The organism is Pelatocladus sp. (genome assembly GCF_059505505.1).
Map to the genome: position 1 here is coordinate 31,098 of NZ_JCACKS010000081.1, position 19,982 is coordinate 51,079.

Annotated in this window: 15 protein-coding genes and 1 tRNA gene; 4 read left to right on the top strand and 12 right to left on the bottom strand. The window is 38.5% G+C overall.

Going from position 1 to position 19,982, the window contains the following annotated elements; genetic code table 11:
- The 4 genes from AC5JMK_RS07550 to AC5JMK_RS07565 all read right to left on the bottom strand — a co-directional run.
- Positions 1-969 (bottom strand): 30S ribosomal protein S1 (locus AC5JMK_RS07550; protein WP_495909783.1); only part of this gene is annotated, 969 nt, incomplete at its 3' end.
- A gap of 326 nt (positions 970-1,295) precedes the next feature.
- On the bottom strand, positions 1,296-1,400 hold the full coding sequence (locus AC5JMK_RS07555; RefSeq protein WP_009459487.1) for a photosystem II reaction center protein T: 105 nt from the start codon (positions 1,398-1,400) through the stop codon (positions 1,296-1,298).
- 201 nt (positions 1,401-1,601) lie between these two features.
- Positions 1,602-3,131 (bottom strand): photosystem II chlorophyll-binding protein CP47, encoded by a 1,530-nt coding sequence (gene psbB, locus AC5JMK_RS07560; RefSeq protein ID WP_096675354.1) that lies wholly within the window; start codon positions 3,129-3,131, stop codon positions 1,602-1,604.
- Positions 3,132-3,530: 399 nt separating this feature from the next.
- Entirely contained in the window at positions 3,531-3,866 is a 336-nt protein-coding gene (locus AC5JMK_RS07565) for a hypothetical protein (protein ID WP_096675353.1), read from the bottom strand.
- A 712-nt stretch (positions 3,867-4,578) separates the two neighbouring features.
- On the opposite strand from AC5JMK_RS07565, the gene AC5JMK_RS07570 reads away from it, so the two are divergent.
- Positions 4,579-4,652, top strand: a tRNA-Asp gene (locus AC5JMK_RS07570).
- 146 nt (positions 4,653-4,798) lie between these two features.
- Positions 4,799-6,247 (top strand): glutamate--tRNA ligase, encoded by a 1,449-nt coding sequence (gltX, locus tag AC5JMK_RS07575; RefSeq protein WP_096675352.1) that lies wholly within the window; start codon positions 4,799-4,801, stop codon positions 6,245-6,247.
- A gap of 371 nt (positions 6,248-6,618) precedes the next feature.
- Here the strand turns inward: gltX and xth are convergent, their stop codons facing one another.
- Positions 6,619-7,401, bottom strand: coding sequence for an exodeoxyribonuclease III (xth, locus tag AC5JMK_RS07580; RefSeq protein WP_096675351.1), 783 nt, complete (start codon positions 7,399-7,401; stop codon positions 6,619-6,621).
- Positions 7,402-8,050: 649 nt separating this feature from the next.
- On the opposite strand from xth, the gene AC5JMK_RS07585 reads away from it, so the two are divergent.
- The gene (locus tag AC5JMK_RS07585; protein ID WP_096675350.1) at positions 8,051-9,118 is read left to right on the top strand and encodes a glycosyltransferase family 4 protein; all 1,068 of its coding nucleotides are present in this window, start codon (positions 8,051-8,053) and stop codon (positions 9,116-9,118) included.
- A gap of 340 nt (positions 9,119-9,458) precedes the next feature.
- Here AC5JMK_RS07585 and AC5JMK_RS07590 read toward each other — a convergent pair whose 3' ends face one another.
- The 3 genes from AC5JMK_RS07590 to AC5JMK_RS07600 all read right to left on the bottom strand — a co-directional run bounded on the left by AC5JMK_RS07590 (position 9,459) and on the right by AC5JMK_RS07600 (position 12,224).
- Positions 9,459-9,743 carry a YiaA/YiaB family inner membrane protein gene (locus AC5JMK_RS07590; RefSeq protein WP_096675349.1) on the bottom strand — a complete coding sequence of 95 codons (285 nt, stop codon included), beginning with the start codon at positions 9,741-9,743 and terminating at the stop codon, positions 9,459-9,461.
- Positions 9,744-9,973: 230 nt separating this feature from the next.
- Positions 9,974-11,593 carry a DUF4335 domain-containing protein gene (locus tag AC5JMK_RS07595; protein WP_495909784.1) on the bottom strand — a complete coding sequence of 540 codons (1,620 nt, stop codon included), beginning with the start codon at positions 11,591-11,593 and terminating at the stop codon, positions 9,974-9,976.
- 25 nt (positions 11,594-11,618) lie between these two features.
- Positions 11,619-12,224 carry a DUF3038 domain-containing protein gene (locus tag AC5JMK_RS07600; RefSeq protein ID WP_016859562.1) on the bottom strand — a complete coding sequence of 202 codons (606 nt, stop codon included), beginning with the start codon at positions 12,222-12,224 and terminating at the stop codon, positions 11,619-11,621.
- Between the two features lie 707 nt (positions 12,225-12,931).
- Between AC5JMK_RS07600 and AC5JMK_RS07605 the strand changes: the two genes are divergently transcribed.
- The gene (locus AC5JMK_RS07605) at positions 12,932-14,500 is read left to right on the top strand and encodes an ammonium transporter (RefSeq protein WP_495909785.1); all 1,569 of its coding nucleotides are present in this window, start codon (positions 12,932-12,934) and stop codon (positions 14,498-14,500) included.
- Between the two features lie 331 nt (positions 14,501-14,831).
- On the opposite strand, the gene AC5JMK_RS07610 is transcribed toward AC5JMK_RS07605, so the two are convergent.
- The 4 genes from AC5JMK_RS07610 to AC5JMK_RS07625 all read right to left on the bottom strand — a co-directional run bounded on the left by AC5JMK_RS07610 (position 14,832) and on the right by AC5JMK_RS07625 (position 19,751).
- On the bottom strand, positions 14,832-15,938 hold the full coding sequence (locus AC5JMK_RS07610) for a hypothetical protein (protein ID WP_495909786.1): 1,107 nt from the start codon (positions 15,936-15,938) through the stop codon (positions 14,832-14,834).
- A gap of 9 nt (positions 15,939-15,947) precedes the next feature.
- The gene (locus AC5JMK_RS07615) at positions 15,948-18,182 is read right to left on the bottom strand and encodes an AAA-like domain-containing protein (protein ID WP_096675345.1); all 2,235 of its coding nucleotides are present in this window, start codon (positions 18,180-18,182) and stop codon (positions 15,948-15,950) included.
- 685 nt (positions 18,183-18,867) lie between these two features.
- The gene (locus AC5JMK_RS07620) at positions 18,868-19,245 is read right to left on the bottom strand and encodes a DUF423 domain-containing protein (protein WP_096675344.1); all 378 of its coding nucleotides are present in this window, start codon (positions 19,243-19,245) and stop codon (positions 18,868-18,870) included.
- Positions 19,246-19,265: 20 nt separating this feature from the next.
- The gene (locus AC5JMK_RS07625; RefSeq protein WP_096675343.1) at positions 19,266-19,751 is read right to left on the bottom strand and encodes a hypothetical protein; all 486 of its coding nucleotides are present in this window, start codon (positions 19,749-19,751) and stop codon (positions 19,266-19,268) included.
- Positions 19,752-19,982 lie beyond the last annotated feature (231 nt).

Below are 19,982 nucleotides of genomic sequence, written 5' to 3' on the forward strand. Positions count from 1 at the left end.
TGGTGGTATTTCTTCTTCAGCTACAGGAGTTTCGCTGACTTCAACAGGCGCAGCAGCAGCACCTTGCTGTTTAGCTAATAATTGTTCACGATATTTAGCAGCCATTTCTTCTGCTTTATCGTAAACTAAATCGCGGTTCTTAATCATATCACCTGGTTCGGGTTCCAGTTGCTTTGTAGATAAAGATATCCGGCCTCGTTCTGCATCCAAGTCAATGATCATCACTTTCACTTCATCATTGACATTGAAGACACTGTGAGGTGTATCAATATGTTCGTGGGAAATTTCAGAAATGTGCAACAGGCCGCTGACGCCACCAATATCAATAAAGGCACCATAAGGCTTAATACCGCGCACAGTACCGATTACTACCTCACCGACTTCGAGGCGGTTCATCTTACGCTCAACCAAAGCGCGACGATGAGATAGAACCAAGCGGTTGCGTTCTTCGTCTACCTCTAAAAACTTCAGTGGTAGTTCTTCGCCGACTAAATCTTCTTTCGGTTTGCGAGTGCTGATGTGAGAACCAGGAATAAATCCCCTTAATCCTTCGATTCTAACTAAAGCTCCACCCCGGTTAGTAGCAAATACACCAGAACGAACAGTAGCATCTTCTGCTTGCAACTGCCGTACTCGCTCCCAGGCTCGCATATACTCTATACGACGAATAGAAAGAGTTAATTGTCCCTCTTCATTTTCATCGCTAAGTATATAAAATTCCCGTGTTTCGTTTGATTGTAAAACTTCCTCCGGGCTATCTACCCGGTTAATAGACATTTCTTGTATAGGTATGTATGCTGCGGTTTTAGCACCTATGTCAATCAGAGCGCCGCGTGGCTCTATACTGAAAACCGTACCGGGTACAATATCACCAGGGCTAAAATGATAATCGTATTTGTCCAGTAAAGCAGCGAATTCTTCGTGAGTAAACCCAATCTCGGTAATAGCGGTTGTTTTCTGATTGACCATGCTGATTGTTTCCTGGTTGTTCGTCTCCGTAAATGGTTTTGCCACAAGCGCGATGTATGTGCAAGCGTGACACAGGATGTCTACACCTACATCCCTAAATCATGCTAGCGCAGAAAAGCTGACTTAGCGCACATTATTTCACAGATAGTAAATTATATCAAAAATCAAATCTTTTTTATCTAAAAAGTTAATTGTCAATAGCACGCTAGTACAGCTAGCTGACCATGCGCTCTACCATTACGAGAATAAATAGCCGCAGTTACTGAATAAGCAAACTGCGGCTATTTATTTCTAAGGAACAATATCAAAAATTTGGCAACACAAAATTAATCTTCTTTCTTTTCAATGCGAGGAGGTTCGCGGAATGCGATCGCAAAGAAAAGAGTTCCAATTGCCAAAGTCAAAATCAAGATATATGCCACGCTTTCCATATCACAAGCCCCTGCATATCTGGAATTTTGACATTCTCAATGGGCATAATGCCAAATGAGATTCTTGCTTCACTGGGAGTCAATTGACTTTACCCTCTGCAAGCAGCCACCGTGTGTCTCACGGCAGTAACTGTATTATACCAATTTCAGGAATTAGGGATTAGGAAATAACATAGTCCCTAATCCCTAATCTATTAAGCTTTAGACAGCTTCCTTCTTACGAGTGGACAAGTCACCCACTTTCGCAAATACACCAAACTCAACTTGTTCTTCCAAATCTGGGTCAACACCAGCAAACACATCTCGGTAAATTGTCCGAGAACCATGCCAAATGTGACCGAAAAAGAACAACAACGCAAAGCAGGCGTGTCCAAAGGTAAACCAACCTCTAGGACTGGTGCGGAATACACCATCAGAGTTTAAAGTTTCCCTATCGAAGTCAAATACTTCGCCACCTTGAGCTTTACGCGCCCACTTCTTCACTTCTCCAGGGTCTGTAAAGCTTTGACCATTTAAGTCACCACCATAGAAGGCAACTTTGATCCCACTTTGTTCAAAGCTGTTCTGAGATTCTGCTCGACGGAAGGGAATGTCAGCACGGACAATACCATCTTTATCGGTCAGAATTACAGGGAAGGTTTCAAAGAAGTTGGGTAAACGACGTACTTGTAATTCCCTTCCTTCGGCATCCGTGAATACAGGATGACCAACCCAAGATTGGGCTATGCCATCACCTTTGACCATAGGGCCTGTACGGAATAGACCGCCCTTAGCGGGGCTATTGCCGACATAATCGTAGAATGCCAATTTTTCAGGAATTTGTGACCAAGCTTCTGAAGCAGTTTCGCCAGAAGCAATACTTGTCTGTACGCGACGCTGAATTTCTTGCTTAAAGTAGTTTTGATCCCACTGGTAGCGGGTAGGCCCAAACAGTTCAATTGGAGTGGTGGCGCTACCGTACCACATAGTACCAGCAACTACAAAAGCAGCAAAGAATACAGCAGCAATACTGCTAGAAAGTACGGTTTCAATATTACCCATCCGTAGGGCTTTGTAGAGCCTTTCGGGTGGTCTTACAGTTAGGTGGAATAAACCAGCAATAATGCCGACAACGCCTGCGGCGATGTGGTGAGCTACGACACCACCAGGGTTAAATGGGTTAAAGCCATCTGGTCCCCATTCTGGGGCTACTGGTGCTATGTGACCAGTTAAGCCGTAGGCGTCGGAAACCCACATTCCTGGTCCCCAAAGTCCGGTAAGGTGAAAAGCACCAAAGCCGAAGCACAGAAGACCAGATAAGAACAAGTGAATGCCAAACATTTTTGGCAAGTCAAGAGCAGGTTCACCAGTGCGGGGATCTTGAAATAGTTCCAAGTCCCAAAAAACCCAGTGCCAAACAGCAGCTAGGAATAATAGACCAGATAGAACAATATGAGCGGCGGCTACACCTTCAAATGACCAAAAACCGGGGTCGTAGTTGGTTTCGCCAGTAACGTTCCAACCGCCCCAAGAGCCTACAACACCCAAGCGTGCCATAAAGGGCAGCACAAACAGACCTTGACGCCACATGGGGTTGAGAACTGGATCACTGGGATCATAGATAGCCAGTTCGTATAAAGCCATTGAACCAGCCCAGCCGGCCACCAACGCTGTGTGCATCAAGTGTACAGAAATAAGTCGTCCTGGATCATTCAGAACGACTGTGTGTACTCGGTACCAAGGTAGTCCCATCGACTACGCTCCTCCTCGATGAGTTTGTTTACAAAACAATTTTTCTGTGTTTTTTTATTGCCAGAGCTTGAATTTTCCACAGCTTGGTCTTAAAAGTCAGACAGCGTGGCTACTTAAGCGACACACAGAACCTTCTGGGTGTTTTACCCCAAGGTCGCGATCGCTAAGTAAAAATGAGAATGTTTAAAAAAGTGTAACTATTGATGGAGCTGTTTGCAAGAGTATTAAGGCACTTAAGCTTAGTTACTAATCGTTAGATACTGGTTATTTGTTGGTTGTTGATTGTTAATTGTGATTTGTAACAAAAAATTAACAACCAACAGACTATAGAGATCAAAATATAAAGGGCAAAAGAGAAAATTCAATCTCTTTACCCTTTGAGCTTTTTTCCTGAAATGATTACTGCACGATAGATGCTATATTTTGTAGCTGACACCTAGCTGAGGCAGTCTCCAAGCGCTCTATAACTTGTTCCGCACTCATTAACCGTCTCAGTATGACTTGACCGATAACTTGAGTAGATCTATCTATTTGTGGTAATATAGCTGGCTTCACTTCTACGGTGATAATGGCATCTTCTACTCGGTAAAGCCACATTACTTCGCCTTGTTCTAATAAACAAATATTCATACGTTGAATATCTGGTTGGCGTCGCCATGCGGTTATTTGCCAAAGTCCTTCAGATGCCCAAACTCTGCCAACTGTCCATCCTTCAGATAAAAAGAAGTACTTCACACTTTTAGTCTCGCTGTTAGATTCTCTAGAATTAATTGCTAGCAATACCGTGAAAACCTCATTTATCTATGTATCAAATGAGATTTGTACATTATAGCTATGGGATCATAAACAGAGTGGGAACTACAAACAGAGACGGAGATTATGAATAGAGGTGAATTGAGTATAGAGCATCGAAAAAAGTTAACTCCCCGTCCCCATTTCCTCTCTACTTCTTAGTATCTTGCTTCCTCCTCAATGTTTTATATCTGGAAAATGCACGCTCAAGCTGTTTACTAAGACCTAACAAACCTCTTCTTCTATCAAATCCGAATTTACGACTAGTTTCTGTTATTTTGTAATCTTAATTAAACTAAACATTTTCGCATGTTAAAAAAATATTAAATTATGTATATTTTTGATAGTTTTAAAAACAAATGAACTGAATTCAAAAGTAGGTTAGCCGGAGTACTTCACGTAATACCAATTTGAAAAAAGAATGCGACAGATGAATTCTGTACCAGACGCGATAAATCGCGTCTCATATTCTGAATGTGTCGCAAACATTTTTTGAATCGGTATAACAAGCGAACCTGATATCAGTCCACTTGAGTGGACTTGAACTGTTAGCCCGGAAATTTATTTCTGGGCGGGATAACAGTCAATAAACTTTCCCAAAAAAAAGCTTGACAATTTCAAAGGTGTTAGGGATAATTAGAAAGTTGCAAATCAAGGGACTGTAGTTCAATTGGTTAGAGCACCGCCCTGTCACGGCGGAAGTTGCGGGTTCGAGCCCCGTCAGTCCCGTAGGAATTAAAGTTTACATACAAGAATAGATGAAGTGTTATCGACTTTATATATAAATGATATGAAGTCTTGAGAAACATAACACTATCTCCAGAATAACCTACAATGATCATGCTTTGCCATAATCAATAATTTGCAAATTTGCTGTGACTGTTAGAGTACGTATTGCCCCTAGTCCAACTGGAAATTTACATATTGGTACAGCAAGAACGGCTGTATTCAACTGGTTGTTTGCCCGTCACCACGACGGCAAGTTTATTTTACGAATTGAAGACACTGATTTAGAGCGATCGCGTCCCGAATATACAGAAAGTATTCTCCAAGGAATGCGCTGGCTGGGATTAAATTGGGATGAAGGGCCTTTCTTCCAAACCCAACGCCTAAATATTTATAAGCAAGCAGTACAAAGTCTCCTAGATCAAGGATTAGCTTATCGCTGCTACACCACCTCTGAGGAACTAGAAGCACTACGAGAAGCCCAAAAAGCTAGAAATGAGGCTCCTCGTTATGATAATCGTCATCGAAATTTGACACCAGAACAAGAAGCCGCATACAAAGCCGAAGGGCGTAGCTTTGTGATTCGTTTCCAAATAGATGATGACCGAGAAATTGTTTGGAATGACTTAGTAAGAGATCAGATGGTTTGGCGCGGTAGTGATTTGGGTGGTGATATGGTCATTGCTCGCGCCGCAGCTGATGGTATTGGTCAACCTCTGTATAACTTTGCAGTTGTAGTAGATGACATAGATATGCAAATTACCCATGTCATCCGGGGAGAAGACCACATTGCCAACACAGCCAAGCAAATTCTACTTTATGAAGCCTTCGCAGCAAAAGTACCAGAGTTTGCCCATACACCCTTGATCCTCAATCAAGAAGGACGCAAGCTTTCTAAACGAGATGGCGTCACCTCTATTTCTGACTTTCAACAAATGGGCTTTACTGCTGAAGCTTTAGTCAACTACATGACATTGTTGGGTTGGTCAGCTCCCGACTCGACAAAAGAAATTTTTACTCTACCAGAAGCAGCCCAACAGTTTAGCTTTGAGCGTGTGAATAAAGCAGGTGCAAAGTTTGACTGGGCAAAGTTAGATTGGATCAACAGTCAGTATATCCACGCCATGCCAGTAGATAAACTGACAGATTTACTCATTCCTTTCTGGAAAGAAGCTGGTTATAAATTGACTGGAGGACGAGAAGAACGTGCTTGGTTAGAACAACTAGTAGTTTTAATTCAACCTAGTTTGACTCGGCTTGTGGATGCTGTCGCCATGAGCAAACTGTTTTTTACCGATGCAGTGGAATTTAGTGAGGAAGCTGCTGTACAACTCAAACAAGAAGGTGTTGCTGCTGCGATTGAGGCGGTGAACACTGCATTACAGAACCAGCAAGAATTCAACGAAGCTAGCGCCCAAGACATTATCAAGCAAGTAGTCAAACAGCAAAATGTTAAGAAAGGTTTGATTATGCGTAGTCTGCGAGCAGCATTAACTGGAGACATGCATGGCCCGGATTTGATTCAATCATGGTTGCTACTACATCAGATTGGTTTAGATCAGCCTCGGTTAATTAAAGCAATAGCAGAATCTCAGTAAACCGACACAATTTGTCATTTGTGACAGCAGATTTCAACAAGCGTGAGGTACGGAAGAACCCCACCCGCGCTACGCGCACCCTAAGCGCAGGCCTACGGTGTACACACAAATCTAGGTTGAGCGCATCTGTACCGCCTCGGAATAAATTCCGAGTACAGATGCGCAAGTCCTCTGAAGAGGACTCAAAAAAAAGTTTGTTCCAGTCCACTTGAGTGGACTTTCGCTATGAGCCTGGAACTTTAGTTCTGGGCGGGATACAGTTTCAACATGAAAAATTTTGACTTGTGTGTACACCGTAGCCCTGCAAGCGGGGAGGGTGGGAAGGGTAGGGGTTTTTTATTTGGTCATTTTTTGACTCCAAGCGTATTGATCTAAAATTCGACAATTACTGGTGCATGGTCGCTGGGTTGGGTTAACTTTCTAGGAGTAATATCAATGGTGCAACTTTTTGCACGCTCGTACAAATTGGGTGTTAAATAATGATGGTCAATTCGCCAACCCAAATTGCGGCGAAATGATGCGGCGCGATAATCCCACCAACTGTAGTGTCCGCCTTCGGATGTGAATTTACGAAAAGCATCGGCAAACCCCAGTGTTAAGATATCCCGCAGTGCTTGGCGTTCGCCTTCAGATGCCATAATGTGATTTTCTGGATTCTCTTTTTCGTGGATATCTTTATTTTCCAAGGCGATATTAAAGTCACCACACATACAAATGTCTGGGTTTGATATTAGCAGAGTTTGCAAATACTCTTGTAGCATTGCCAACCAACGCAGTTTATATTCGTACTTTTCGCTACCAACTGCCGAGCCATTGGGTACGTAAAGATTAATAATTCTAATGTTGTTTAGTACACCTGTAAGTACCCGTTTTTGTTCGTCAAATTCTGGTGATATTTCTGGCAATATTGCTGCAAAACTGGCGCTGACATTTTGTAGAGGTTGCCGGCTGATAATAGCAACACCATTGTAAGATTTTTGACCAGAAAAATAGAGATGATAGCCTAATTCTTCAAATGGCGATCGCGGAAAATTATCATCAATAACTTTAGTTTCTTGGACACACAACACATCAATTGGATTTTGAATTAACCAATCAACAACATGCTGTAAACGAGTGCGAATAGAGTTAACATTCCAAGTAGCAATTTTCATCATTTCAAAGTTAATACTCAATAGTTAGACTTAAGGACGATTGATTAATAATTAGTTGTTGATGCTTGGTTGATTCCCTTCTATTGTTCTTTATTTCTCATTTTTTCTTCTGTTGTCTTAACTTTTCAAAATTGATCTTCTAACAGAATTCAGTATTTTTCCTTACAAAACTTTTTATTATCTATGATCCCCAAGATAGATGCAACCAAAATATTGCTGGTTTTAAATTGATTCAGTATAGTTACCTGATTGCTTGTGCTGATGATCTGCAATACCTACTAGATTGTGGCAAACATCATCAGAATATTAAGAATATATAAAAAGTTTCTTGTTTGAGCTTTTGATTTTCTTTCTTCTGTCTTGCTGCACTAGAGGCAATTGCAAAGTTAGGTTAACCAATATTGCACTATTGGGAGTCATTTAGGTTAATGTTAAAGTCAAATAGTTAGGTAAAAATGCTTTATCTACTTGTATGTAAGTCCTGTGAAATCAATAAGTACTAGCCAGTTATTAACTTAATAAATACCAGCTACTCCTAACACCAAATCTGGAGGATAATTATCCAAGCTGTAAAATCAATAACTGATAACTGATAACTAATAATTATTGATAGAGGACTATATCATCACCTGCTGAACCAAAACAATATATGAAGATCGCTCAAGTAGCCCCTTTATGGGAACGAGTTCCACCTCCAACCTACGGAGGAATTGAACTGGTAGTGAGTCGCTTGACCGATGAACTAGTTCGTCGTGGTCATGAGGTAACACTATTTGCTTCTGGAGATTCGCAAACTTTGGCTAAGTTAAAAGCAGTCTATCCGCGTGCATTGCGTTTAGACCCCAATGTCAAAGAGTATACAGCACACGAGATGTTGGAACTCAGCCAAGTTTATCAACAGGCGGCGGAATTCGATTTGATCCATTCTCATCTGGGGGTTTCGGCTTTACCTTTGGCCAGTTTGGTGTCAACACCTACAGTGCATACTTTGCATGGCAATTTTACACAAGATAATTGCAACGTCTACAGCCATCATCAAAAGCAACCATATATTAGTATTAGCGACGCGCAGAGACAGATAAACTTGAATTACGTTGGTACAGTTTACAACGGAATTAACCCAAGCGATTATCCTTTTGTAGAAAAACCCCAAGAACCACCATATTTGGCATTTGTAGGACGCTTTTCACCAGAAAAAGGGCCACATTATGCGATCGCTATTGCCAAAAAAACAGGTTGGTGCTTGAAAATGGCTGGAAAAGTAGATGTAGTAGATTCAGAATTTTTTGAAAAAGAAATTGCTCCCCAAATTGATGGTAAGCAAATTCAGTTTCTTGGAGAAATAAATCACGCCGAAAAAGCAGCACTTTTTGGTAATGCTGCAATTACTTTATTTCCCATAACTTGGCCAGAACCTTTTGGTTTGGTAATGATTGAATCCATGGCAACTGGTACGCCACTTATTGCGATGAATTTGGGTTCTGTACCTGAAGTTATTAATCACGGTGTCACAGGTTTTGTCTGTCAAAATGTTGACGAAATGGCGGCGATGATTCCTCAAACCTTAGAACTCAATCGTCGTAAGTGCAGAGAATACGTAGAAAACAAATTTAGCGTTATCCAAATGGTGAATGGATACGAGGCGGTTTATGAACAAGTTGTCAAAAACTGTGCAAGCTTAAATGGGCGCATTCATTCTGCAAAAATCATTTTTTAAATAACTTTTTCTGAGCGGATTCTAATCAATAATTTTTTTCAAAGAGGACATTAATATGAGTATGAGAAGCAACATATGTCCGTGTTGTGGAGATTCCCTTTTACGTCATGTCCGTCATGGTGAATTCTACTGGTTTTGTCAGACATGTCGGCAAGAAGTACCACTGTTAAGTACAAGTATCCATCTTCTTTCAAGTACTGAGAAATCAGTGTTGGAAACGCGTATCTAGGTTAAGTAATGGCTTTAGTCCTTATTCTGAGGACTAAAGTTCTCACTACTAATATTGACAAGCTTTTTATTTAAATTTTAATTATCAAGCTGCGATTTATAGAGCGATCGCTCACTTCATCAAATTATCATGTTGAGAAAGTAATCTTTCTACCTTTGCTTCATCTATCCTAGCTGTCAGCCTTCTAGATTCATGTAAATCCCTCATAGTTTTTGCTAAAGAGAAAGTAGAACCAATTGAAAAAGCCATACCCATACCCATAAAACCTTTCACCCAGTTATCCACGGGTAAGTTGGCAATACCAACAGTAGTCATAGAAAGAGAAAGTAGAAAAGCAGCCCATGTTTGAAAAATCCAAGCTGCACTCTCTTTTTGCTGTGGTGTTTGTGTTTGCATATTCCCAATCTCAGACAATACGAATTGATAGTTATTGTATTGATAGATATTGTGATGAGAATATATTCAAAAGACAGTTTGATAACTGGACTCAAATGATGTTAATAGTATAAGGTGAAAGGGCAAAGAGAAAGGACATTATCTTCATCCTTTAACCTTTTTTCTTTACCCTTTAGCCTTCATTTTGTTTGTCACACTTTGGCAACTGTCACAAAAAGCAACAAGATCAATTAATCCTTCTCTGCAAAAGTTTGTACTTTGCCATCAGGACTGTAAACGGCTCTAATGATCACAGACTGTCCATTGCGATTGGGAGAAATAAAACGTTCACCAATTAAAGGCATACCTGTGCGATCAATATATATTCTTGAAGCTTTCCCTAAAGGAAGGATACGTTCAATAGTGCCATCAACACCCACCATCAAACTATACTCTAGTGTTTGGTTCAAGCCAGAAGGTGGCTGCCAGCGCTTTGTTAAAAATTGTTTAGCTTCTGATAATTGAGTCGTTGCGTCCAATACAGCGTTGCTGTTTCCAGTAGCAACTTTGTTAGAATTACGGTCTTGGCGCAATCTCTCGATTAATTTGGAAGTATCTTCTGCCTCAATCGAGGAGGTAGTTGTTGATGATTGACTTTGTTGAGTACTACCACGGCTATTAGGTGCGGTAGCAATAGGTGGTGGAACAGTAGGAAGAGTAGAAGGAAGAGTAGAAGGTAGATTAGAAGGTAGACTAGTTGGTGTAGTGGGTGAATTTAATGAAATTTCCCCATTTTGGGCAACAACTCCATTTTTCTGAGTCACGGCGGTGCTGTTGTTTTGTGAGGGTTTGGGTTGAATCAGAACTTGCCGTTGCGAATTGGTTGATGTTAGGGGTGCGGTGAATACGTTTTTTCCTGGAGAAGGCGGGACGAAGGTGGCTGTAGGAGATGTTGTAGAAGCTGAAGGAGAACCACCTTGAGAAGGTGCATTAGCTATTAAGGGCGCATTTGGAAACCCCTGAGTTTGAGGAGAAGTTTGGTTAGGTGGTAGCGTTCCTGAACCAGGTACAGACAAATTATTAGAACCAAAAGGTAGTGCTGGTAGTTGATCGGTAGGGGTGAGTGCAGGTAGAGGTGTTGCCAAATCCGATGGAGGTGATGGTTCTAAGGCAAGTTTCTCTTTGGTGGTACTAGGTTTTTGCTTAGTCTGAATTGCATATTGGTAAGTAAAGGGTACTAAACCAATGGCTAACACCAGTACTGCTACCGCAGGAACCCAACCAGGAATAGCAAAACGCGATCTGTTTTGATAGAGACTGGGTAGGGCGAGCAAATCATCAGAGTATTGATCTAAGGCAGTTGCCAAATCAAATAACTGTAGCAAATTAAGTTGAACAACAGGCTGAGATGCTTGGTATCCTAAAGAACCGAGAAACAAATTATGAGTTAAACGGCTATTTGGTTTGATGTGTATTTCGGTTTCTGGTAGCTGATTATTAAAAGAATTTAATGTTTGAGTAGAAACAGAAGGTTGTAATTGTTCTTGTGATTCTAATTGATCTGGATCTGATGTTTTAGTTGAGTTCTCTAAATCTGAAAAGTTTGCCCAAAAAGTTTCAGGAGAGATTTGCAGGAATTCCTGCACATAGTTTGTTACTGCTGCACACAAAGCTTCTAGTTGGTCGCGATCGCCCCGAATAACGATCTTCTGTTCTTCGCTTAGTCGTGGATCGTCAATGCTTAACTCAAAGCGTAGATCCTTCAGAACAGATTTTCCCACCCAACGAGATAGAGATGAGCTTTGTGCCAAAACTTCTAGTGTGCAAGTGGGTGGTGTGTACCGACGGATGACAGAATTTGTTAGAGGCATGGCAGGAACTGCAAGCAGGATATTTTCAAAATTTAGTTGAACGGTCTATTAGTGCTAGCCAGAGGCGGCGATGTCCACCGGGTCCGCTATAAAAAAGTAAATCTATCAGCAGTTTTAAAGCCAGGTGGGTAAGTTCATCCGTGGAGATTGTCGAGTCTTCCTCCATCCGTTCTTGATAAGTGTTGCAGAAAGCATCAATATAATCTCCTAACAAAGCAGCTTGATGAGGTTCGCGGTTGTTTTCCGCCATCTGTTCTAACAAGCCAACAGCACGCCGAATTAGTTCTTGATGCTGCTTGGCAAGATAACAAATAATGAGAACAAGCGCTCGCGCTTCTTCAACATCGAGCTTTTTTCGCCCTCCTTGACCTTTGCGTAGCGGGTTTGACTGGCGTAGTCGCCATAGCGCTACACGGTCTGGCACTCTTGACTCTAAATTCAGATTAATAGCCGCTGAAAGCATGGCCTCGGAGCCAATGCCAGTCAATGTTTCTAATGCCAACAGCACCAAATCTAATTGGGTTTTAATGTTTTCCCATTGAGTTGTATTCGGGGCTGGAAGCTTAATTAAATCCTCCCACTGGGGGGTAGGAGTGGGTAAATTGGCGGCAGAGTGCATAACTTTTAGCATAGATGATCGGGCTGGTAGGGGCTGTTGCTGTTACCCATTTTGAAACCAGACTTTTACGAAAGAAGATTAGTTTCCTAAAGCTATGAACAGAAATTAGCCTACAGCAAGCTGCTGGGCGTTTTTCATCACTGAGATGGTTGGGTAAACAGCTGCGGTCTTTGTCTTACTCTATGACGAAAACCGATTTTATAAAAACTACAAGCACTATTTATTACGTCTTGTCTGCTAATTGCACCAACCTTGGATTTAACTATACTTTTTGCTTAAAATGATGCTTTCTACAAAATAAAGAAATCTTCCTTTAGATAGATATTTAGTCTTGGTTAATGGTTAATTGTTTATCCGGCTACTTCACTTACAACCAAAGAATACATAATCACCCATATTTCAACAAGCTGTTTCTCAGAAAAATTATTGTTTTGTTTACAAAACAATAAGAATTTTTGATGGTTATTGGAAATTGTTTGGTTAAAAAATTAGCATACTTTTGTTTTTGCTGTTACCTGTTTAATTTTTCATCAAACTTTACAGCAATATGTCATGGGGTATAGATAACAGACGTTGCTATTTTCGTTTCCCATCAGAAAATCTCGCTTCTGTCTAGGTAAAATTCCTGTCAAAGTAGTGATCCTAATTATATGTGTAATCGTAAATAGCGTGTAAAATAACCAAATTTACAATAATTTTGCCAATTGAATAAGAATCTCATGTCTAAAAGAAGACTTCTGGGCTTTAAGTATAACAGAAGCCAATTTTTGAGGTTTTTCTACCTCAACATACCTTTAGCGATAATCATAGTGTTGGTTTGGATGAAAGTTGCAATGGCGCAAGCTCCCAGCACACAACAAGAATTAAGCTCTCTGTGGTTATTAATTGCAGGTGCTTTAGTCTTTTTTATGAATGCTGGGTTTGCTCTTTTAGAAACTGGCTTCTGTAGACACAACAACGCCACTAATGTCTTAGCAAAAAACCTTGTTGTTTTTTGTTCAGCTACATTAGCTTATTGGCTCTTTGGTTTTGGATTGATGTATGGGGATGGATATTATGAATGTCCTGGAGAAGCTAATCCAAACTTATTTAGTTTTTTTGGTCGCATAGATTTTCCCTTTGAACTACAATTTCCCCAAACTTCTAATGATTTGGCTTTTCCTGAAGGATTTAGCTGTTTACAAACTGATTGGCCAAATCACTCCTTTGCAGCTTTATTTTTCTTTCAGTTAGTTTTTGCTGGAACTGCTGCCACAATTGTCTCTGGAGCAGTTGCTGAACGTGTTAAATTTTGGGCATTTTTTCTGTTCAGCTTTTTCTTGGTTGGACTTTTGTATCCTTTCACTGGTCATTGGATTTGGGGACATTATGGCTGGTTGAAAGAAGTTTTCAAGTTTAGAGATTTTGCTGGTTCAACGGTTGTTCACAGCGTGGGTGGAACAGCTGCTTTGGTGGGAGCTTGGTTACTTAAACCACGCTGGGGTCGTTTCAACTACGATCCGCGCCAAGATATTGAACTCAATCAAAATTCTCAAGAAAAAGCTCCACCAAATATTTCCCAAGAAGCTTTTACTCGCCCTAGTAACCTTGGTTATGCAACTCTGGCTTGTCTAATTTTGTGGATGGGATGGCTAGGTTTTAATGGTGGTTCAACAACCAATTTAGAATATGTACCTCACATTGTCGCCACAACTACAATTGCAGGTGCAACAGGTGGAACTATGGCGATTATCTGTAGTCCAGCTATTATTGGAAAACCAAGTCTGTCTTCCATCATCAATGGTATTCTAGGAGGTTTAGTAGGAGTTACAGCCTCTTCTGCTTATGTAGATATGACAAGAGGAGCTTTCATCGGTTTTATTAGTGGATTTGTTGTTGTTATAGGAGGAAAATTTTTAGAAAAACTGAAAATTGATGATCCAGCAGGTGCAATTCCTGTTCATCTTTTTTGTGGCGCTTGGGGAACTATTGCTGTTGGTCTTTTTAGTCAACCAGAATCTCTTGTATATAATACCCACCCTTTCTTTCACAATAATCCTTTTGTCCAGACAGGCTATCAATTACTCGGTTGGTTAATTGTTTGCAGCGTAACATTGATTTTAAGTTTAGCGATTTGGATAGCTATTGGTTTATTTTTATATGGTTGGGAAAATGCAGCTACACGCAACCAACCAGTCATAATTCGAGGAAATTGGTGGATAAAAATAATTACGTTAGCAAGAAAAGGAATTAGAGTATCAGCAAGGGAAGAAAAAGTAGGTAGCGATGGTTTTTTCTACAAACTGTAGAAGAGATTATATTGGGAAACAAGGGGGCAAGAAAGGGAGTATGCCCATTTTTTCAATATACCGCTAATACCAATTCTCTGTAAAGCTGCACATTATTTTAACCCCTCCCAACCTCCCACACCCCTTGGCAAGGGGGGATGAAAGGGGGGTTCTTTCTATGCATCTTCATATGGAATTTGATAATTTTAGGACTTAGGCAAGTGTCACAAAAAATGAAATTTTTTGCTTGTAGTAAGGGCTGAAGCCCTTATTTTGAGGACTAAAGTCCTCACTACGAACTTAAAATAATATGCCAGTTGCGTAAGTCCTAAATTTATTTTTTTGATTTCTCTTAATATTGAGCAGCAGGACAAGAAGATTTTACTTGATTGATTTTGTTTTGAATTCTACCTCCTCTTGTTGATTCCCAACGTTGAAATATACTTTTTAAATCATCCATATATTCATACTCATCGGTAATCTTACATAAAATATCTACTGCTTCTTCTAATTGATTAGCATCGATTTTGGTTTGTGCTTCTTGGCGTAAGACTTGATTCAATTTATTCTCTAGATCAGATGGAGTAATTCCTGCTTTTTCTAAGTTTTTCCTAAAGTCTTCACATTGTTCATTTAAACTAATACCTTGTTCTTGTCTCCACAATAAACCTTTTTTGATGATATTTAGTCTGTTTTGAGGTTTTTTCAAAGCTTCATCAAGTTCATAGGAAAATTTTTGACATGCATTTATAGTTCTAGCCGAGTTGGATAATGGTGAAGATTGGGAAGATTTCAAAATCAAAAACAATAATAAACTAATAAAGCTAATACCAAGTATGATAATAAACAAATATGCAAACACTCGTGCTACTTCTGAAGGTCTTCGATCATTATCTTGTATTGCATTATTTTGTGACGGTAATTCATCACCTCTATGAGGATTTGACAATTCCTGTTGATTTGTATGCAAATTTTTGTCAATCCAATTTTGATTAAATATTTGCTTATAAATGCGGTTAGCTACTCTCAGTTTTCCTGCTTCTATTGTTACCATCCCAGAGGCTAATAATTTCTGTTGTAGTGAATTATCATTAATAGAAACGTATTCTTCATGTAGAATTTTCTGATATAATTCCAATAAAATTCTAGGTTGTTTACTATTGAAAATTTCATTTTGAATCTGTCTGAAATGCGCTGATGCTTCTTGAAATTCCCAATCTTTAATTAATCGGTTATAAATGAGGTTGCTAATTATTTCGCTTTCTTTTCCATTAGAAATAAAAAATTCCGATGATTCGATAAGAAATTCAAAAATAATTTTAGTTAGATATTTCTGAAAATAAGTCCAAGCTAAAACTTCTTCAATCACAACATTTGGTCTATCCGCTTTTTCATCGAGTTCTGAAATAATACTTTTAATATAGTTATAAACATCTTCTTTATCTTGCTCATTTACCATAATTAATCCTTAAAAATTTGCTATAATACTCCAAGTAATAAAATCTCGTTCTTGTTCTGTTAATAATTGTTTATTTAAATCTGCCCAAATTTTAGTTTTTTCCAGTTCTTCTCCCACAAGCAATTGTGATTTTTCTTTGTGCCGAGAATCTAGCCAATCAATAAATTTTTGTGTATGATAGGGCCGTGAGATATTTGTTATGGATTGATCAACCCAGATAAGATTAAAAATCGCCTCATATGTCAAATTTGCAACTCTTAAACTACCATTAATTTTGCTTACTAGCTTGATTTTTAGCAGTTCTTCATCTTCTAGATGAATATCTTCTAGTACTACTTCGTTCTTTAGAATTTGCCGATACCGGATTAGTAGCCGAAATGGTTCGCAATTGGGGTTTTTAAGTAGGCGATCGCGTGTTTCTCTAATCGGTTGCGTATCTACTTGAGTTTCCCATTGACTAATCCACTGGTTTTGCACGAGTTGCTGGATGTATTCTGCTTCATGATTGAGGGGGATAGGACTTTGATCTTCACATATGAGCTGACAAAGTGTTTCCACAAGAACAGGATGAGGTTTTGTCCATAAAAGTATGACTTCGATGAGATGACTATAAAGACAGCTAGTTTTTTTCTCTAATTCTGGTATCCATTCTCTGAAAACTTCAGCAATATCTGAGTGATCGTTGACTGCAAGCATCTTTAATTTGCCTATGTAAACTAATAACAGCTGATTGTGGAATTCTGCAATAGAGTGATTTTTTACGTGGATTGGCCATTTATCTAAAATCTGCGATCGCACTAAGTTATCAACCCAGACTACTTCACTCCCCACAGATGGAAGCTGATTAAACTTAGCTAGATCAAAAATTAAGTCATTTAGCTTTTTTTGTCCTCTAGTCCATACAAAAACTGCTTTCACGACAGATTCATAATTATCAATACTGCATAGTCGTACTTTTGTGGTAGCGTCAAATAATTGACTTTTTAACAAAAAATCATGCTCTTGTTTATTTAAGTTTTTATATTTTGCCCATTTCCAAACTTTTTCTAATTCCTGTCCATATAAAAGTTGAGATTGATCTTGTTCTTGAGAAACTAACCAATTTGAAAATTTTTCTCTATAAAGTAGAGATACGTCTGCTAAATTCTTGATAACGAAATCTTCGTCAAAAATATATTGATAAATTCGATTTCCTATTCTCAAATTTTCTTGAGTTTTCACTATTAATCCCGCCATTGTTAATTCTATTAGTTCAGAAATCTGGTCTAAGTTATTGGTTTCTAAATCTTCCTGTTGTAAAACTTTTTGATACAAAGATAGCCGTCGAAATTTAGTTGAATTATTTTGAAGTAAATAAATTAGAATATTGTCTAAATGTCTACATGTATCTTTTGTTTTCCAATCTTCTATTACACGTGTTTTCACTAAATACTTAACTTTATCTACTTCTTCGCCTCTTTGAATATAGGATTTAGATTTAACAACCAGATCGCAAATTCTTTGGGTAAGATAGGGTTGACCATTAGTCCAATTTAAAATTTCTTTCAGAACATTTTTTGTGCGTTTAGCTTTTTTAGCTAACCATAAACCATAGGCTAAAGGTTTCGTCTCCGAAAGCTGAAAAGCAGTTAAATCAATTGTCCTAGCAATTATATTTAAGTTAGTCTTGAGTAGAGATAATTGTGCTACTCCAAATAAAGCAAAATTAAGATAGTTGTAAGCTGAATTTTCTGCACGACCTTGATAACAATATTGAATAAAAGCAAAAAAATCATCAACTATAAAATTTAATCTAAAAATAGCATCGATTTCATCAAACAAAATCACTATTCTAGTGTGATTTACATCAACTAATAAAAATTTTTCCACAAAAGCCAGTAGCTTAGTCAAAGGTGAAGTGTGTTGTTGTTTCCACCACTTTACACTGTTAAGCTTTTCCGAAAAATAGAAATTTTTTACTAAATCGTCAAATAATGCTTGATACCAATCATCAGGATGACTACAATCTTGACTCAGACTTTTTAGACTAATAGCAGCGCAAGCAAATCCCTCTTGTTCTAGCTTCTTTTTTGTGCGAATCATTAAGCTAGATTTACCCATCTCAATAGCATTCAACACATAACAATATTCTCCTAGTTTCAATCTATCTAAGAGTTCTTTATCTGCTGTTCGCTCAACATAGCTAGGTGCATCAACCTTCAGACAACCTCCCCATTGATAATAGTTGTTTAGATCTATTTTCATTCTGCTACCTACAGGCGATCGCGCAAATAATTTGATACCAAATTCAACATTAGTGCCAAAAATATATTATCAGTATTCATTATTGCTGCAAATCTATTAATTTTAAGTTTGAAGAAAAAAGAGTATATTTATGACACTCAAATATCAAGCCGCTAATAAATAATGTAAAGATACGCTTAATAATTAACTTAATATCCTTAGTATTCTTCCTTGCAAACAAAACAAAATTAAGCCTTGTTATATAGAAAAATCGTATATTTTATAACTTTTTTGATAGTTTTTCTCTTAGGTTATTCAGTAGTATTATTAATATCTAGATACTTAGACTTTACATATAAGAAATAAATTGTGTTGAAGCGATCGCATTTTCGGAGATTTAAATATATAAAACTACACAAAATTTTGTGTTTTGCTTCAATAAGTTAGATTTTTTGAAGTTCATTAGACATCTGGTGAAAAAGAATGTAGAGACGCGTAGCAAGATCCCCCAGGGTAATTTCGCGTCTCTACAAGGATTTCAGGTAACGCATAATTAATTTCTGGAGATGTCTATTTAACATCAACCTTATTTTTCAACTTAGAACCCCATCGATTCTCTCGCACACAACGAGAGAATCAAAAATCAACAACTCATACATAACACATGGATCACGCCTTTGCTGCTAAATTAATCCCCAATCCCCTACTACTTCAGATTCCAAGCAGCAAAAGCCAAAGCACACCAACCAGCGATAAAAGCTGCTCCTCCTAGCGGTGTGATTGCTCCTAAATACTTAACACCTGTTAAACTCAGGGCATATAAACTGCCGGAAAAAATTGCAATGCCAATAACAAACAACCACCCACTTGCTATTAAACTAGGTGGAGGAGATTTGATATTAAGTAATAATATTGCTACAGCTAATAATGCCAAAGCATGATACATTTGGTAGCGAGCGCCTGTTTCAAAAATTAAAAGCGATCGCTCACTAAGTCTTTCTCGTAGAGCATGAGAAGCAAAAGCCCCCGCAGCTACAGATAAACCACCTAAAATAGCTGCCAAACTTAAAAATATTTGCGTCATGTAGTTTCCCAATCAATTCTCTAAAGGTCAAAATGATAGGAAATTCCCCCCTCTTCACTAATTTTATAATTAGCATTAAAAACTTTGGCTTGTTCATCAAGATATTGTCTTGCGACTGGTGCAGGTAGCTGAGATTGCATCGCAAATTTTAAAAGAGTTATCTGTCCATTATTTTGTTGTAACATCTGATAAAAAGTTGATTGCAAATGTTCACTAACCTGTTGTTCCAAAGCTTTTTTATCTCGCCGACTTTGACGAAATAATCCTATTGCTAACCATCCACCTAAAGCAAGCGTAGGAACACCAAATATTAAACCTTGTTTCGCAGTCACATCAAGTGCAGCCAAAGCTTCTCTATTCCTAATATCTATTGCTTGATCATCAGAAGCTGGAGATATAGGTTTGAGCATATTATATTTATCTATTGCTGCTGATACTGATAAAGTTAAAAACATAAATCCCAGAGTTAGCAACCAGCCCGCAGCCAATTTTTCACCAGTTTTCATAATTACTCCTAAGCAAAATAACAGCAATTTTTAAGTAGTCGTACAAAATAAATTATCTAGTTAGAAATATTTCACCACTAAGACACTAAAACACCAAGAAAAATACATTACACTTTGAAAGAGCTAGTCCTAAAGATAATAGGAAAATTGTACTGCCATTTTCTTCGAGCAGATGATAAAAGGTAGATTGGAGGCGATCGCTTAATAACTTTTGGTGTTGTTTACGCAAAC

Excerpts from the sequence above, each read along its gene's own strand:
- AC5JMK_RS07610 (WP_495909786.1), bottom strand. The coding sequence starts at position 15,938 with ATGGTAAATGAGCAAGATAAAGAAGATGTTTATAACTATATTAAAAGT.
- AC5JMK_RS07615 (WP_096675345.1), bottom strand. The coding sequence starts at position 18,182 with ATGAAAATAGATCTAAACAACTATTATCAATGGGGAGGTTGTCTGAAG.
- AC5JMK_RS07605 (WP_495909785.1), top strand. The coding sequence starts at position 12,932 with ATGTCTAAAAGAAGACTTCTGGGCTTTAAGTATAACAGAAGCCAATTT.
- AC5JMK_RS07585 (WP_096675350.1), top strand. The coding sequence starts at position 8,051 with ATGAAGATCGCTCAAGTAGCCCCTTTATGGGAACGAGTTCCACCTCCA.
- AC5JMK_RS07625 (WP_096675343.1), bottom strand. The coding sequence starts at position 19,751 with ATGAAAACTGGTGAAAAATTGGCTGCGGGCTGGTTGCTAACTCTGGGA.
- psbB (WP_096675354.1), bottom strand. The coding sequence starts at position 3,131 with ATGGGACTACCTTGGTACCGAGTACACACAGTCGTTCTGAATGATCCA.
- xth (WP_096675351.1), bottom strand. The coding sequence starts at position 7,401 with ATGAAAATTGCTACTTGGAATGTTAACTCTATTCGCACTCGTTTACAG.
- AC5JMK_RS07600 (WP_016859562.1), bottom strand. The coding sequence starts at position 12,224 with ATGCTAAAAGTTATGCACTCTGCCGCCAATTTACCCACTCCTACCCCC.
- AC5JMK_RS07555 (WP_009459487.1), bottom strand. The coding sequence starts at position 1,400 with ATGGAAAGCGTGGCATATATCTTGATTTTGACTTTGGCAATTGGAACT.
- AC5JMK_RS07595 (WP_495909784.1), bottom strand. The coding sequence starts at position 11,593 with ATGCCTCTAACAAATTCTGTCATCCGTCGGTACACACCACCCACTTGC.
- AC5JMK_RS07590 (WP_096675349.1), bottom strand. The coding sequence starts at position 9,743 with ATGCAAACACAAACACCACAGCAAAAAGAGAGTGCAGCTTGGATTTTT.
- AC5JMK_RS07620 (WP_096675344.1), bottom strand. The coding sequence starts at position 19,245 with ATGACGCAAATATTTTTAAGTTTGGCAGCTATTTTAGGTGGTTTATCT.